This window comes from Microbulbifer maximicatervae (SeqCode), assembly GCF_052467695.1.
Genome location: NZ_CP174320.1, coordinates 5007136 through 5022251, shown reverse-complemented (window position 1 = coordinate 5022251; position 15116 = coordinate 5007136). Strand labels below are relative to the sequence as shown.

At 50.8% G+C, this 15116-nt stretch carries 12 protein-coding genes; 8 read left to right on the top strand and 4 right to left on the bottom strand.

The window, feature by feature from the left end; translation table 11 throughout:
* Positions 1–107: 107 nt before the first annotated feature.
* From ACJJI8_RS22080 to ACJJI8_RS22065, 4 genes are all read left to right on the top strand, one after another.
* Complete coding sequence (locus tag ACJJI8_RS22080) at positions 108–1493, top strand: glutamine synthetase family protein (RefSeq protein WP_444911177.1); 1386 nt, start codon at positions 108–110, stop codon at positions 1491–1493.
* Positions 1494–1955: 462 nt separating this feature from the next.
* Positions 1956–3332 carry a glycosyltransferase family 4 protein gene (locus ACJJI8_RS22075; protein ID WP_413662689.1) on the top strand — a complete coding sequence of 459 codons (1377 nt, stop codon included), beginning with the start codon at positions 1956–1958 and terminating at the stop codon, positions 3330–3332.
* Positions 3332–4093, top strand: a complete 762-nt coding sequence (locus tag ACJJI8_RS22070; protein WP_444933756.1) for a class I SAM-dependent methyltransferase — start codon at positions 3332–3334, stop codon at positions 4091–4093. Before ACJJI8_RS22075 ends, ACJJI8_RS22070 begins: the two co-directional genes overlap by 1 nt.
* Entirely contained in the window at positions 4090–5202 is a 1113-nt protein-coding gene (locus tag ACJJI8_RS22065; protein WP_444933755.1) for a prenyltransferase/squalene oxidase repeat-containing protein, read from the top strand. Before ACJJI8_RS22070 ends, ACJJI8_RS22065 begins: the two co-directional genes overlap by 4 nt.
* Here ACJJI8_RS22065 and ACJJI8_RS22060 read toward each other — a convergent pair.
* Positions 5131–5748 carry a class I SAM-dependent methyltransferase gene (locus ACJJI8_RS22060; protein ID WP_282932028.1) on the bottom strand — a complete coding sequence of 206 codons (618 nt, stop codon included), beginning with the start codon at positions 5746–5748 and terminating at the stop codon, positions 5131–5133. The two genes, ACJJI8_RS22065 and ACJJI8_RS22060, sit on opposite strands and share 72 nt — an antisense overlap.
* A 116-nt stretch (positions 5749–5864) precedes the next feature.
* Here ACJJI8_RS22060 and ACJJI8_RS22055 point away from each other — a divergent pair, with 116 nt between their 5' ends.
* Both ACJJI8_RS22055 and ACJJI8_RS22050 read left to right on the top strand, forming a co-directional pair.
* Positions 5865–6587, top strand: coding sequence for an acyltransferase (locus tag ACJJI8_RS22055; RefSeq protein WP_444933754.1), 723 nt, complete (start codon positions 5865–5867; stop codon positions 6585–6587).
* 19 nt (positions 6588–6606) lie between these two features.
* Positions 6607–7122 carry a shikimate kinase gene (locus tag ACJJI8_RS22050; protein ID WP_444933753.1) on the top strand — a complete coding sequence of 172 codons (516 nt, stop codon included), beginning with the start codon at positions 6607–6609 and terminating at the stop codon, positions 7120–7122.
* Between the two features lie 63 nt (positions 7123–7185).
* Here ACJJI8_RS22050 and ACJJI8_RS22045 read toward each other — a convergent pair whose 3' ends face one another.
* Positions 7186–7656, bottom strand: coding sequence for an Lrp/AsnC family transcriptional regulator (locus ACJJI8_RS22045; protein WP_020413378.1), 471 nt, complete (start codon positions 7654–7656; stop codon positions 7186–7188).
* 277 nt (positions 7657–7933) lie between these two features.
* Here ACJJI8_RS22045 and ACJJI8_RS22040 point away from each other — a divergent pair, with 277 nt between their 5' ends.
* On the top strand, positions 7934–11491 hold the full coding sequence (locus ACJJI8_RS22040; protein WP_444933752.1) for an indolepyruvate ferredoxin oxidoreductase family protein: 3558 nt from the start codon (positions 7934–7936) through the stop codon (positions 11489–11491).
* 53 nt (positions 11492–11544) lie between these two features.
* On the opposite strand, the gene ACJJI8_RS22035 is transcribed toward ACJJI8_RS22040, so the two are convergent.
* Positions 11545–12819, bottom strand: a complete 1275-nt coding sequence (locus ACJJI8_RS22035) for an OprO/OprP family phosphate-selective porin (RefSeq protein WP_444933751.1) — start codon at positions 12817–12819, stop codon at positions 11545–11547.
* 135 nt (positions 12820–12954) lie between these two features.
* Positions 12955–13845 carry a TraB/GumN family protein gene (locus ACJJI8_RS22030; protein WP_444933750.1) on the bottom strand — a complete coding sequence of 297 codons (891 nt, stop codon included), beginning with the start codon at positions 13843–13845 and terminating at the stop codon, positions 12955–12957.
* A 170-nt stretch (positions 13846–14015) separates the two neighbouring features.
* On the opposite strand from ACJJI8_RS22030, the gene ACJJI8_RS22025 reads away from it, so the two are divergent.
* Positions 14016–15113, top strand: a complete 1098-nt coding sequence (locus ACJJI8_RS22025; protein ID WP_444933749.1) for a glycosyltransferase — start codon at positions 14016–14018, stop codon at positions 15111–15113.
* Positions 15114–15116 lie beyond the last annotated feature (3 nt).

The following is a 15116-nucleotide window of genomic DNA, read 5'->3' as shown; positions in this document are numbered from 1 at the left end:
AAGATACTCTGTTGCAGAGGCGATCAGGTACTCCGTTTTCCATGATTTGAATGGAAAAGGGATGGCGGGTCGTCTCTGCGTTTAGATTGGATCACCCCAGGCACCTTATGTCTCAAGAAAAAGAATTCACTGCCCAGCCCGATCTGCTGGAGCAGTCGCAAAAATTCCTGGCAGAACACTCGGACCTAAAGTGGATCGAAGGCTTTATGTTCGATATCAATGGCGTGCCGCGAGGGAAGTGGTTGCCGGCAGAAGCTGCGGAGAAATTGCTCAAGGGCAGTCTGCAAATGCCGCGTAGCGCGGTCAGTCTCGATATTTGGGGGCGGGATATCGAAGACAGCCCGCTGGTATTTGCCAGTGGAGACAGCGATGGCGTTTGTCTGCCGGTTTCGCCTATTAGCTTGGCGCCCTGGCATCGCGAGTCCACTGCCCAGCTGCATATGCAGTTACATGAGGCAGATGGCTCCTCTCTCTATGCCGATCCCCGCAGCCAGTTGCAACGCGTGGTAGAGCGTCTCGGCAAACTGGGTTATACCGCCGTGTGTGCGACCGAGCTGGAATTCTATCTGCTCCGCGATGAGGTGGATCATCTGGCGCGTCCGCGCCCGGTTAGCGATAACGACGCCGAGCTGGTGCCTTCCACCGACGTTTACGATCTGTCCGAGCTCAATGCACAGCGACACTTCTTTGCCGATGTGCGAGCTGCTTGCGAGGCGCAGGGTATTCCCGCAGATTCAGTATTGTCGGAGTGTGCGCCGGGACAGTTTGAAATCAACCTGTTGCACAGTGCCGATCCCGTTAAAGTAGCAGACCAAACATTACTGTTTAAGCGCTTGTTAAAAGGGGTGGCGCGCAGTCACGGCTTCCGCGTGAGTACCATGGCCAAGCCTTTCGGGGATCAGGCGGGTAACGGAATGCACGTGCATATGAGTTTGATCGACGCCAATGGAAAGAACGTTTTTGATGATGGTTCTGACACTGGCTCCGATTTACTGCGTTACGCCGCAGCAGGAATGCTGGCGACTGCCAACGACGCGATGGCGTTTTTCGCACCTCACAGCAACTCCTATCGCCGCTTCCAGGAGAGCTCTCACGCACCGCTGAATCTCTGCTGGGGCTACGATAATCGCACTACAACTTTGCGTGTGCCCGCCAGCGATCCTGTGGCGCGGCGTATCGAGCACCGCATTGCCGGGGCGGATGTTAACCCCTATCTGGTGTTAGCTGCGATTCTCACTGGTGTGTGTCATGGCATTGAGAACCAGGTGGAAGCGCCTGCACCTGTGGAAGGCGATGCTTATCAGGTGGAGAGTGAGAAGTTGATCAATACCTGGAGTGGCGCACTGGAGCGCTTTGAGCAGAGCCCCTTGTGGCGCGAGTATCTTGATCCGCGCTTTGTGGAATTGTTCTCTCTGTTGAAAAGACAGGAGCAAGCAGAGATAGCTGCCCGCGTTACCGATGTTGAATACCAGAGTTATCTGCATCGGGTATAAACATTGGCGGTGTGCTTTAGCGCCGATTGCCGTTTTAGTGAACGGCTTTCACGACAGGAGAGTTAGTGGGGGTATTTCCTCTGCTATACCTAAATTTAAGTGCGTAATGTGCTTGAAACTCTCCTCCTGAAAGTGTGTTCGAGAAATCTGGCCCGCCTTTTGGCGGGCATTTTTTTATTTTCGATTGACTTATTTCCACTTCCTGTTCGTATTAATCCCTTCTTTTAAAGTCGCCATGGCTTGAGTGTATCGAATGACACGGTGTGCGGTTGCTGGGCTTTTGTTGCTATTTTGGCTTGCGAGCACACATCCTTGGGCCAGGATACCAAGAGGGTGGACCGCTTCCGCCTAGCAGTCATTTCTCCGCCAGTGTATTCTTCCGCTTTACCAGCGAGACACCCCAGACGGTCGGCTCTTAGACGTTGGCATTCGCAGAATGTCTGTGCGAGAGCGGATAATGTTATGGGGTATAAGAATATTGCAGATGGGGAAACTATGACCGCCTTGGGAAATTGTGCAGACGGTCCAACGGCTGGCGAGACGCAGCCACTAAAAATATGCCTTTTGGGGTATCGCAGCAATCCACACAGTGGTGGTCAGGGCATCTACCTGCGCTACCTGAGTAAAGCACTGGTTGATGCTGGTCACTCCGTGGATGTTATTTCTGGCCAGCCCTACCCAGAACTCGATGAGCGCGTAAAACTCATCAAAATGCCAGGGTTGAACCTCTATGAAGTTGAGCGTCCAGCGCGGGCCTTGAAACCTCGCCACCTGCTCTCGTGGGCGGATTTTTTTGAATGGTGGAGTAAGCTTACCGGCGGTTTTGCTGAGCCTTATACCTTTGGCCGTCGGGTAAATAAATACCTGCGCAAGCACGGCAAACAATACGACATTGTTCACGATAACCAATCACTGTGTTACGGCTTGCTGGATATCGAGAAAAATGGATTGCCTGTTGTCGCGACAATTCATCACCCCATTACCCGGGATCGTCAACTGGCATTAGATGCCGCCCCCGATTGGCGTTTTCGTTTGCTGGTACGTCGCTGGCATAATTTTTTGAATATGCAGATTAAGGTATCGCGGAAGCTTCGCCATATCGTGACAGTTTCCAAGCAATCTGAGCGGGATATTATCGAGCAGTTTGGCGTAGCTCCCGAGCAGATTCACCTGATTTACAACGGTATTGATACCGAATTATTTAACCCAGGGGCAGAAAATAAGCGCTTGTCTCTGCGAATTATGACCACCGCATCGGCAGATCAGCCCCTCAAAGGTCTGCGCTTTTTATTACAGGCGTTGGCGGAACTGCGCCAGGAATATGAAAACATAGAGTTGTTGGTGGTTGGCAAATTACGCGAAGGTGGCGCTACGGAACGCTTGCTTCACGATCTGGATCTTCAGGATAGGGTTCAGTTTGTCTCCGGTATTTCTAACGAAGAACTGGTCGATAATTACCGCAAGGCTACAGCGGTAGTTTGCCCATCGCTCTATGAGGGGTTTGGTTTACCTGCCGGGGAGGCAATGGCATGTGGTGCTCCGGTAGTATCCAGTGACGGGGGTGCCTTGCCTGAGGTGGTTGGGGATGCCGGAATCGTGGTCCCTGCAGGAAATCACGAAGCTTTGGCCAATGCCCTGCGCCAGGTTTTATCCAGCGAAGCGCTGCGAAAAGAACTCAGTGAGAAAGGTCGCCAGCGCATTGAAAATAAATTTTCCTGGAAAATCGCTGCAGAGAGTTTGGTGAAATATTACCGGGAAATTCTCGGACATACATTGGCGGAACAACCCAGTAGTCATGAAATAGAAACTCCGAATATGCGCAGTGCGGAGGCGGCTTAATGATTACTGTAGATCCCCAGCACTTAAATCTTCGCCCTGGCCAAAAAGTCCTCGACTTGGGGTGCGGTGAAGGGCGCCATTCCATCCACTTGATGATCACCGATGATGTCGATGTTTACGGCATTGACCTGTGTTTTGATGATGTGCGCACTGCCAGTGAGCGAGCGGAACCTTTCCGCTCTCCCGAGCACTCAAAGGGTCGCTTGCAGTTCGGAGTTGCCAATGGCTTGCAACTACCATTTGCCGATGGGAGTTTTGATGTGGTTATCTGCTCAGAGGTACTTGAGCATATCCCCGATTACAAGTCTGTCCTGGCTGAGATTAACCGGGTATTAAAACCCTCCGGTATTTTTGCCGCGACAGTACCGGCATTTTTTCCCGAGTGGGTGTGCTGGAAACTCAGCGATGAATACCATCAGGTTGAGGGTGGTCATATCCGAATATTCCGCGAGCGCGAGCTGCGAGAGGATATTGAAAGGCTGGGACACCACTATTTTGCCCGGCATAAGGCCCATGCGTTACATGCACCTTACTGGTGGTTAAAGTGTTTGTTTTGGGACAAGCCCGATTCCCGTTTGGTCTCTGCCTATCACCGCCTGTTGGTGTGGGATCTGATGAAGAAACCAGCCTTTACCCGGGTTCTCGAAAAACTATTGAACCCGCTGTTGGGAAAAAGTATCGCTCTCTATTTTGTGAAACCTGCCGGGTCGACACAACAAGTGGATGCGGCCCTCTCCCTGCCTGAGGGAGTTGAAGCATGAGTAAAATTTCTGTGCCGGCAAAAGCTTCTGGTCTTTTCCCTGAAGGATTTATCCTGGATAGCGCCGCCTATATTCTCTCCCAGCAGCTCCCCGATGGTTCAATTCCCTGGTTTAAAGGGGGCTATGCCGACCCCTGGGATCATGTTGAGGCCGCTATGGGGCTCGCCATTGCCGGAGAGTTCAGTGCTGCTGAAAATGCCTATTGCTGGTTGGCTGAGATTCAGCTGGAGGACGGCAGCTGGTGGGCCGCTTATAAAGATGGCGATATTGACAACCGGGAGCGCCGTGAAACCAATTTTGTTGCCTATGTGGCAACAGGAATTTGGCAGTACTTCCTGATCAGTAGAGACACACTGTTTTTACAGCGCTATTGGCCGATGGTGGAGCGTGCAATCGAGTTTGTATTACGCTTGCAAACGGAATTTGGCGAAATTCATTGGGCGGTAGATTCAGAGGGCGCCCCTATGGAAGATGCCCTGATCACTGGTTGCTCTTCCATTTATAAAAGTCTGGAATGCGCAATTAATATTGCCCACCAGCTGGGGGTTGCTCGCCCCCAATGGATACTTGCCCGGGAAGCTTTGGGCGATGCGCTGCGCAATAAACCGGAGCGCTTTGATCGCACCTGGGAAAGCAAGGCGCGCTTTTCAATGGACTGGTTTTATCCCGTATTAACCGGTGCCTTTTCTGGTGAGGCAGCGCAGTTGCGTCTTCAGCAGCGCTGGGATGAGTTTGTCGTGGCTGGTTTGGGTTGCCGTTGCGTCAGCGATGAGCCCTGGGTGACGGTGGCTGAATCCTGCGAACTCACCATGTCCCTAATCGCTGCTGGCCAGCGTTCGCGGGCGGAAATTTTGTATCGCGGTTTACACCGTTGGCAGGATAAAGATGGGGGCTACTGGACCGGTTATGTCTACCGGGATGAGGCCATCTGGCCGGAGGAAAAAACCACCTGGACTGTAGGAGCCATGCTTCTGGCTGCCGATGCACTCGCCGGATTAACGCCAGCGAGCGAGCTATTTACATCGGTGCGCCTGCCCCTAAATGCGGCGCAGGATTCCCAGGGTGTCGACAGTTTCGACGAGCTCGAATTGAGCGGAAGCCAGGGCTAGCTTGTAAATATCGTAGGGCGCTTGGCCGCCATCGGCGGGGTCCGGGAAAATGTCGTGGATCGCCAGGTAGCCACCGGGCACGATATGGCGGGACCAGCTGCGATAATCGGTCATGGCCGCTTCCAGGGAGTGGCCGCCGTCAATAAATACGAGACCCAAAGGGGTATTCCAGCAGCGTGCAGCTGTTGCGGAGGGGGCGACGACGGGAACAACCCAGTCATCCAATTCTGCCGCGCGAATATTCGCGCGGAAAGTGCGAAAACTGTCCATTAAATTGGCCTGGCCATCAAACAGTTCGGGATCGTGATACTCCTCTCCGGGCTGGTGCTCTTCAGATCCTCGATGGTGGTCCACGGCGAACAGGACGTTATCGGTCAGCTTACAGGCACTGGCCAGGTAAATTGATGATTTGCCGCAGTAGCTGCCCACTTCAAGACAGGGACCCAGTGAGCTGGCTTCAGCTGCCAAGTGGTAGAGAGCTTCCCCTTCATGGGCGGCGAGGAAACCTTTAATTGCTCGAATATCAATAGGTAGATTTAGGGACATGGGTAAACGCTTGCTATTTTTCGTGGCCGAAACACTAAACTGCCACTAATACAAAAGCAATTGGGTTTTTACTCAGGGCTCCATAAATCCCATAAAATATAAGTAGAAATTAAAATATGCGTAAGGATCACAGGCCCTATTGGCTCAAGCGACTGCAGCTCCGTTGGCGCAAATGGCGAACAGAGTATTTCCTTCTGCCGCAATTCGATGCGGTTGGGGTTGAGCCGGAAGTAATGGACCCGGGTTCTGTCCATGTTTTTGGCGGAAATGTTCGGCTCGGAAATTACCCTCACTTAATCTCCAACAACGAGAAGTGTATTCGCTTTACCACTTTTGGGCACAAGGGGGGAGAGGCATTTATTACTATTGGGGATTTCGTATTGATCTCTCCAGGGGTACGTATTTCTGCGGCTCAATCTATTGAGATTGGCGACGCCTGTATGATCGCAGCCAATGTGTATATTTCCGATTCTGATTGGCATGGGCTCTACAATCGCACACGGCCCTTCCGTTGTACCTCCCCGGTGCGCCTGGGTAACAATGTTTGGATTGGAGATAGTGCAACCATCTGCAAAGGTGTCACTATCGGTGATAATTCTGTAGTGGGAGCCGGCAGTATCGTCACCAAGGATGTCCCCGCAAATACGGTTGTCGCCGGTAATCCGGCAAAACCCATTAAATCAATTAATCCCAAGCGGCGAATGATTACCCGCGAGGCATTATTTGCCGATGCCTTTCGCCAAGCGCATAATCTGGATGAATTGGATAAGATGATGTTGGGTGGGAACACCTTATTGGGTTGGTTGCGCTCGGTATTCTTTCCCCGCCATAGCGATTGAATGTGCAAGTATTAATAAAATGAAAAAAAGAAAAAGTATTGTCCTGATTGGAATGCCCGGCGCCGGTAAAAGTACGCTGGGGGTGTTGTTGGCAAAGGAGTTAGCACTGGGGTTTACAGATACTGATGTTCTGATCCAGTCCAGAGAGGGCAAGACTTTGCAGCAAATTATGGCTGAAAGTGACTATCTTAATCTCCGCGCTATTGAAGGGGAGGTATTAGCTGAGGCCACCCTCCCCAGTGATGTTATTGCCACTGGAGGAAGCGCAGTCTATAGCGAAGAGGGCATGGCGAATCTACGCAGTCAGGGTGTGGTAGTGTTTCTTCAGTGTTCAGCGGAGGAATTGCGCCGACGTATCCATAATTATGAAAGCCGTGGCATTGCGAAGGCGCCCGGGCAGTCTTTTGCGGACTTATTTGAAGAGCGACAGGCCCTTTACCGGCAATATGCTGAAATAACGGTGGATTGTGACAGAAAGTCACTGCAGGAAACGCTTGATCATTTACTTAATGCGCTGCGGGAGATTGCAGAGTAACCGAAATTTTCTCAGTAAGCCCCATGGGTTAAAGCAAGGGGCTTTACTTTTCACACTTTTGGCTTAAAGTGGCAGCTGGGTGGTGTACTTCACCTGCTTGAGGGCAAAGGTGGAGTTGACTGAGGCCACGTTTGGCAGGTGTACCAGGGAGCGTTTCAGTAATTGCTCATAGTGTTCCACACTATCCACTACAACGCGCAGGACATAGTCTTTGTCTCCGCTGGTGGAATAGCACTCGACCACCTCCTGGACATCCTGAACTGCTGATTCAAAGTTGTTCAGGGATTCCTCATCGTGATTGTGGATGGTAACGTAGCAGTATACGGTGACACCCAGATCCAGTTTGCGTGGGTCCAGCAGGGTAACACGGCCACGGATAATGCCTTCGGCTTCCAATCGCTTGATTCTGCGCCAGCAGGGGGTGTGCGAAAGGCCGACTTTATCGCCCAGCTCTGCCATGGAGTAATCTGCGTTCTCCTGCAGCGCTCGCAGAATCTTACGGTCAAAATCATCCAGGTCTGTCGAACGCTTCATAAAGACTCCTATCCTATAAAAATTATCTAAATCGAAACTTCTATCACAAATTTACGCATATTTGCGTGAATAAAGCAATGCTCTATTGCGCTTAACGAACTAGTATGACCTGACTAAACCGTTTCGGGATAGGTGCAGTGTGCCCTCAGCCGCTCTGGGACTTTGCGGCAAATATAAAAACAGGCGCATCTAACCACAGAAAACGGACTATTCGGAAGAATAATGACTAATAACTCGAACCGGGTTTCGAGAAGAATAATTAACCGGAAGTAGGTGTATGACTGAAAAAGTAACCAGTCCTCAAAGTACGGCGGATTCCCAAGTAAAAAAACAGGTTTCATTGGACGACCGCTACACCATGCTCAAGGGCCGTGTGCTCCTTTCAGGTATCCAGGCCCTTGTGCGCTTACCCATAGACCAGATGCGAATGGACCGGGATCGCGACCTCAATACCGCGACTTTTATCTCCGGTTATCGGGGGTCGCCCTTAGGTGGCTACGACCTGCAGTTATCCAGGGCGAAAAAACTGCTGGGAGAGTACAACATCCGTTTCCAGCCTGGCGTCAATGAAGAGTTGGCGGCTACGGCAGTTTGGGGTTCCCAGCAGGTGGGCTTGTTCCAGGGTGCAGAAGTGGATGGCGTCTGTGGGATTTGGTATGGTAAGACACCGGGTGTCGACCGCTCCTGCGATGCATTTCGCCATGCCAATGCCGCTGGCTCCTCTCCCAAAGGTGGCGCACTGATCGTTGCCGGCGATGACCACGGCTGTAAGTCATCCTCCTATCCAGGGCAGTCTGAATTTGCCTTTGTGGATATGCATATTCCAGTACTTAACCCCGCCACCGTGCAGGAAGTGTTGGATTATGGTCACTACGGGCTGGAGCTGTCCCGCTTTAGCGGCTGCTGGGTGGCAATGATCACCCTGGCAGAAAATATGGATAGCTCTGCGACCGTGGAAGTGGACCCTGAGCGGGTTAAATTCCACTACCCGGATATTGAACGTCCCGAGGGCGGCCTGAATATTCGCAAGCAGGATAACCCTCTCGAGCAGGAAGAGCGCCTGTGGCGCTACAAGCGCCCTGCTGCGCTGGCTTTTGCCCGCGCCAATAAACTCAACAAGGTTGTATTGGAAAACCCTGAGGCGAGCCTCGGCATCGTCACTACCGGTAAGGCCCATCTGGACTTGATGCAGGCCTTCGAAGATATGGGTATCGATGAGCAGAAGGCCAAGCAGCTCGGTATCCGAATCCTTAAAGTGGGTATGACCTACCCGTTGGATGTGCCGGGTATCCAGGAGTTTGCCCGTGGCTTGGATACGCTGCTGGTGCTTGAGGAAAAACGCAGTTTGATGGAAGTACAGCTGAAAGAGGAACTGTACAACGTCCACGTGAAGGACCCGAATTTCCCGCGTATTCTCGGTAAAGTGGACGATTGTGATCAGCCGCTGATGCCCGCTTATGGCGAGCTGTCGCCAGCGATTATTGCCCAGGTATTGGGTTTTGTTTTAGGTGAGGACAAGTTGGATGAAGGCGGCAAGCACCGCTTGATGCGTCTCAATGCGCTGGCTGAACGTATTTCCCAGCAGACTGGCTCAAGTGTGTCTCGCTTGCCTATGTTCTGTGCCGGCTGCCCTCACAACCGTTCCACCAAGGTGCCAGAAGGAAGCCGAGCCTTAGCAGGTATTGGTTGTCACTATATGGCCCAGTGGCTCGACCGGGAGACTTATACCTTCACCCAAATGGGTGCCGAAGGGGTCAACTGGGTAGGGCAGGCGCCGTTTACTACTGAAAAGCATGTCTTTGTAAACCTGGGTGATGGTACCTATTTCCACTCCGGTATTTTGGCGATTCGCGCTTCCGTGGCTGCCAAGGTCAATATCACTTACAAGATCCTGTTTAATGATGCGGTCGCCATGACCGGCGGCCAGCCCCACGATGGTGAGTTGGCTCCGGATATGATCTGTCGCCAAGTTTTGGCAGAAGGGGTGCAGAAAGTTGTCCTGGTGATGGATAACCCGGATAAATACAAGGGTGCGCTGTCCTTCCCCAGTGAAGTTGAAATTCGTCACCGGGATTACTTGCCCGTTGTAATGGATGAGCTGCGTGAGGTTGAAGGTTGTACCGTTATTATTTACGACCAGACCTGTGCCACCGAACTGCGCCGCAAGCGCAAGCGCGGGCTATTGCCTAAAGCCGAGGGGCGCCCCTTCATCAACGAGCTGGTGTGTGAAGGCTGTGGGGACTGCGTCCAGCAGTCGAGCTGTATCGCTGTTGAGAAAGTGGAAACGGCGCTGGGCGATAAACGCAGGGTGAACCAAACCGGCTGTAATCAGGATATGTCCTGCGTTAACGGCTTCTGCCCCTCATTTGTCACTGTGAAGGGTGGCAATATTGCCAAGGGCGCCGGGGTAGGTGACGTGTTGCGAACTGAAGCGGCCAAGTTGCCCTCGCCACAGCTTCCGGGCTTACAGCAGCCGTATAATTTCCTGGTTACCGGCGTTGGCGGTACGGGTGTAGTGACCATTGGCGCCTTGCTAGCGATGGCGGCACATATCGAGGACAAAGCGTGCAGCACCCTTGATCAGACCGGATTGGCTCAGAAGGGCGGAGCGGTTTACTCCCATATTCGCTTTGCGGCTGCGCCCGAGTCTTTGCAGGCGGTACGTATTTCCGACGGTCGTGCCGATGCCCTAATGGCCTGTGACCTGATTGCAGCCGGCAATGTGGCAGCATGTTTGGTTAAACTGGATAAATCTCACAGTCGCGCGGTAGTGAATACCCACTTGAGCCCAACGGCGGCAACGGTTCTCGGGCGTGAGGATGTCCACTCACCGCAAGCGGTATTGGATACGGTGAGTGGCGCGGTTAATGAGCTCAGCTCAGTAGAAGCGCATCGCCTGACCAAGGCAGCTCTGGGTGATACGCTCGCCGCCAACATTTTTATGCTCGGCTACGCCTGGCAGAAAGGGTTGATTCCGCTAACTGAAGCCTCCCTGCTGGAAGCGATCCGCTTAAACGGTGTCGCTGTGGAAGGAAATCTGCAGGGATTTGCTGCAGGGCGGTTGGCGGCAGAAAATCGCAACGCTCTGGACAAACTGTTAACCCACGAAAAAGTTGCAGTAGAGGTACCACAAACTCTTGAAGCGATTGTGGCTCACCGGGTGGAGCACCTCACAGGTTATCAAAATACGGACCTCGCCGAGCGTTACCGCAGTTTGGTCGATACGGTGAAATCTGCTGAGATTTTAAAAGTGCCCGGGAATGTCCAGTTGGCCGAGGTGGTTGCGCGCAATTATGCAAAATTGCTTGCCTATAAGGATGAGTACGAGGTGGCTCGCCTATATACCGATAGCCGCTTTACCGAATCGCTAAAAGAGAACTTCAGTGGTGACTTTACCCTGGAGTTCAATTTGGCTCCCCCTTTACTGGCGCGCTTCGATAAAGCCTTGGGGCGTCCCCGCAAAATGAAATTTGGCGGTTGGATGTATAAGGCATTTGGTGTTTTGGCGAAGCTGAAGTTCTTGCGCGGATCGGCGCTTGATATTTTTGGCTATACAGCTGAGCGAAAAATGGAGAGGGCACTGATTAGCGAATATGAAGAGTTGGTTAAGAAAGTTCTGGGCCAATTAAATTCGCAGAATCACGCTGCTGCAGTTGAGCTACTTCAATATCCGGATATCATCCGGGGCTACGGCCCGGTGAAGGAGGCCAATATTGAGAAAGCGAAAGAACAGCGAAATATCGCATTAAATCGATTTGAAAACCCGGTTCGGGATATAAAACTTTCAGCGGAAGTTGAGGTTTTTGACCCAGCTAAGGCACAGCAAGTAGGTTAATTGCCTGTTTGATAAAGTGGCTTGAGGACTGTCTTGAGTCACTTTATACCCCCCTACCAAACCCCTTGTAATCGTATGGCGAATTGGTTGGTTTTATCTCCAGTAAAATCGTCATCGCCGAGGGTGATGTTCATCATTACCCGGATTTTTGGGTTGAAATAGTAATTGACCCCAAGTGTAAAATTACTGGCTCGTAGCTGGCGAAAATCCCGATTCTCTATAGCGGTATATCTTGCGGCAACTTCCCAGGCACCCTCTGGAGGAGATGGCTTGATAGATTTAAATACTCCGATCTTGGAGTCGTAGGGTTTATGTTGGCCGGTAATTGCCCAGCTTCCCATAATGTACCAGGCATGAACATCCTGCCCGCCAATAAAGCATCCGCTTATGGGATCGCAAAAAAAACTTGGCGGAAGACCGAAGAATTCCTCATAGGTCAATTCAGAGAGGTATATCTTCCCTGTGAAATGACCATACGCATATTCCGCTTGGCCGAATAGAGGGCCGTAAGTCGCAGCTAGCTCGAAACCGGTAGTGTTGACTCTGCCCCCACCATCCCCAAGGAAGAACTCATCGTCACCAAACTCGCCAAAAAAATTATCTGATCCGCCAGGTGTGATTGCTATCAGCTGCTCCGGCCCTCGTCGGCCCGCATAGGCAACTTCAGCAACGATATCGGGACTGTCTTGATTCGCTTTTTCGTAGCTACGGTATACACCCAGGTGAACTGTTGATAAGGCATCGTTAATTGGGGCCCAGGTCAGTCGGGTTGCTGCGCCAAACCCAGAATTTCTGGGGTCACCGGGGTCTCGTAAATTGAATAACGTAAAACCAAATGTATAACAGCACCAATGCGTATGCCAGTCGATACCCTGTTGACGTCCACGTCCAGAATAAATACCTGCAGCGCTGGTAAATGCCCGCTCCATAAGCACTAGGTCATTGGAGCTTGTCAGCTCATTGATTGAGCGGCTGGGTTTAAAATTGCCGATGGTTAGTTTTCCCGTATAGAACTTTGTTGCTAAGTAGACATCCCTCAACCCTCCAGCTCCATCATCAGCAAAGTCTCTTTCAAGCTTATAGTCCCACTTCCATAGATTGCCTTTCATTGTCAATCTAACCCGACGGAAGTCGGTTGTATTGACCGGATCTTCTAGGTCTTTGTCAAAAATGTATGTATCGAAGTGAATCCTTCCGCCGAGTTGTGCGGAGAAATCCCCATCGTCAGAGACAATTTTCAGCCCGCCTTTTGTCTCGGCTTCATCAGCAATAGCCGGGAAGCTAAAAAAAAGAATTGATATGGCACAGTATGCTCCCCAGCATTTCATCGGACGCCTCTAGTTGAGAGTTGTCATTGGTCACGGGAAAAGTGCTATTCGAGTTTAGCAATAGAAAAGACTTTGGACGGGGAGGGGGGATGGGACGGCGCAGAAAATCTGCGCCGAGGGTTACTGGATAGTTGATTAAAGGCGTTCTAATTTGTAACCAGTGTCGCCTAGAAACTCGATAACACTGCGTTCGCCCACCAAGTGGCCAGCGCCGACAATGACAAACAGAGACTGGTAATTTGGCCCTTTAAGAGCAATTTTCTCAGCCATCCTTTCATTGCGATTAAAAAAAAGTGTGTCATAGAGCGGCTTATATTCAGGGTTTTCAGTTAGGCCGTCGAGGATAATAAGGCGATTCAAAGCTTCTTCATCTCCTCGCTTCCATGCGCTGGTGAGTTTGGGTAAAAAGGTTGAAATATCCCCAATTTGCTCAAGGGTTTGCTGGAAGAGGAGCGCAGGGTTGTCCAGGTCATTTAACATCTTGAATTGTTGCAAGACACCTTCCAGCTCCAGAACGGATTTTCCATCCTTTTTTGCTTTTTGTAAAAAGTGCCTATCAATGCCTAGTTCTGGGTTGAGGCCGTGGGCCTGCATCTCAATCATGCTCATAGAGATCATGGCTATGGCGGGGCGCTGCCGGATAAACATAGCCTCGGGCATACTACGCTTGTGCATCCACGACTTTAGTTGGCTGTATAGCGCGGGTGGAAGTTCGTCTTTTAAAGTTCGTTCACCTTGGTAGATAGACTCCATCATGATTCGCTGCTGTAACAGGCTGTCGCCTTCTGCAGCGAGAATGTCAGCCTCGACGGCAATGGCATCACTATTGGAGTAGGCTTGTTCAATTTTTGATCTTAGAGGGTAGAAGTCCTCAGTTGCCAAGTGAATCGAGCCTAATAAGTAAACGGTTTTATTATCTTTAGTTGCTTTCCAGAAGATGCCTTTATCACTCTCAGCGGCTGAAGCTCCTATTGTTAGTAGAAGCAGTGTAAAGGCGAGAAAGTAACTTATTTGTCGCTGAAGCATTGTCGGGTCCCTGAGTAATTTGCCTTTGCAAATACTATCACTAACACCTTCAGGTACCAGAGGGGCTTTTAGGCATCAAGTCACTGACTTGTAAATTAGTGATGATTTACTGGGAAATTATCCTATAGGAAGTCAAAATAGACCTTTTGGTCTGTTTCACGGAAGTCAAATTGAAAGTTGTACAGTTTTTGCCCAGCCTAGAGCCTGGGATCACAGCAACTCTTGCGCTTGAGTTTGCAAATGAACTGGTCAAAAAAGGCCACGAGTCCCTGGTGATTTCTACTGATGGACCATTGGAGGCGCGGTTTCGTTTGCACGGTAGTGACTTTATCAGCTTTCCAAAAATCAGTGAGTCAATCTGGTCTTTGCGGCACAAATCCCGCCTACGTAAGATTCTCGCAAGGTTGCAACCGGATATTGTCTATACCCATGGTCGCTCAACGGCTTTTCTAGCTTGGCGCGCCTTAAAGAGTGAGTCAGCTACAAGTCGCCCTAAGCTGGTGCCGCTCGTAGATCAAGATTTTCCCAACAGTTATTTTAATAAAGGTATGCTGTCAGGAGATGGAATTATCGCAAGCTCCCGAGGGGTTGCAGAGAACCTGAAGAAGTCCTCCCCCAAAACTGCAGAAGACTCGATAGAGGTTATTTATCACGGTATCAATATTCGCGAGTTTGATCGCGAAAAACCGGTAGCGAGCCAGTGGCAACTGAAGCTTTTGAATAGCTATCCCCAGCTGGAAGGGAAAAACTGGTGGTTAATGCCTAGCGAAATCTCTGCAAATGGCGGGCAGGAAGAATTTCTACATATGTTGGCCCAGGCTGCGGTACAAAGAGATGATATTCACGGAGTGATTGTAGGAACTTTAGTCGAAAATGATTTGCGCTATCTGAAAAAGCTGGAAGGGCTCGCGCAAGAATTGGATCTCGGTGGCAAGGTAACTTTTCTCGGTGAACGCCGCGATATGCGTGAGTTATATGCGACTTCCCAGTTAGTTTTTCAACTCGCCAGCGAGAAGGATGAGAATGCAAAGTATTCCAAGGAAGCAATGGCGATGGGGCGCCCGGTAGTCGCTTATTCTGGAGGCTGCACGGGTGAGGTTTTACAGAATTATTTTCCTGAAGGATTGGTGGAGCGAGGTGATATTAAATCTTTAATAGAAACAAGTTTGAATTTGGCGAACAAGCCAAATAACTCGAACCCTCAAGAGTTTAGTTATGCAGCTTCAGCAGGAAAAACCATAGACTTTTTTCAGGGCCTGCTTAATTAAATT

Bases quoted from the DNA above. Each gene is read 5' to 3' on its own strand.
- ACJJI8_RS22040 (WP_444933752.1), top strand. From the start codon at position 7,934: ATGACTGAAAAAGTAACCAGTCCTCAAAGTACGGCGGATTCCCAAGTA.
- ACJJI8_RS22035 (WP_444933751.1), bottom strand. From the start codon at position 12,819: ATGAAATGCTGGGGAGCATACTGTGCCATATCAATTCTTTTTTTTAGC.
- ACJJI8_RS22075 (WP_413662689.1), top strand. From the start codon at position 1,956: ATGGGGTATAAGAATATTGCAGATGGGGAAACTATGACCGCCTTGGGA.
- ACJJI8_RS22050 (WP_444933753.1), top strand. From the start codon at position 6,607: ATGAAAAAAAGAAAAAGTATTGTCCTGATTGGAATGCCCGGCGCCGGT.
- ACJJI8_RS22045 (WP_020413378.1), bottom strand. From the start codon at position 7,656: ATGAAGCGTTCGACAGACCTGGATGATTTTGACCGTAAGATTCTGCGA.
- ACJJI8_RS22060 (WP_282932028.1), bottom strand. From the start codon at position 5,748: ATGTCCCTAAATCTACCTATTGATATTCGAGCAATTAAAGGTTTCCTC.
- ACJJI8_RS22080 (WP_444911177.1), top strand. From the start codon at position 108: ATGTCTCAAGAAAAAGAATTCACTGCCCAGCCCGATCTGCTGGAGCAG.
- ACJJI8_RS22065 (WP_444933755.1), top strand. From the start codon at position 4,090: ATGAGTAAAATTTCTGTGCCGGCAAAAGCTTCTGGTCTTTTCCCTGAA.
- ACJJI8_RS22055 (WP_444933754.1), top strand. From the start codon at position 5,865: ATGCGTAAGGATCACAGGCCCTATTGGCTCAAGCGACTGCAGCTCCGT.
- ACJJI8_RS22070 (WP_444933756.1), top strand. From the start codon at position 3,332: ATGATTACTGTAGATCCCCAGCACTTAAATCTTCGCCCTGGCCAAAAA.
- ACJJI8_RS22030 (WP_444933750.1), bottom strand. From the start codon at position 13,845: ATGCTTCAGCGACAAATAAGTTACTTTCTCGCCTTTACACTGCTTCTA.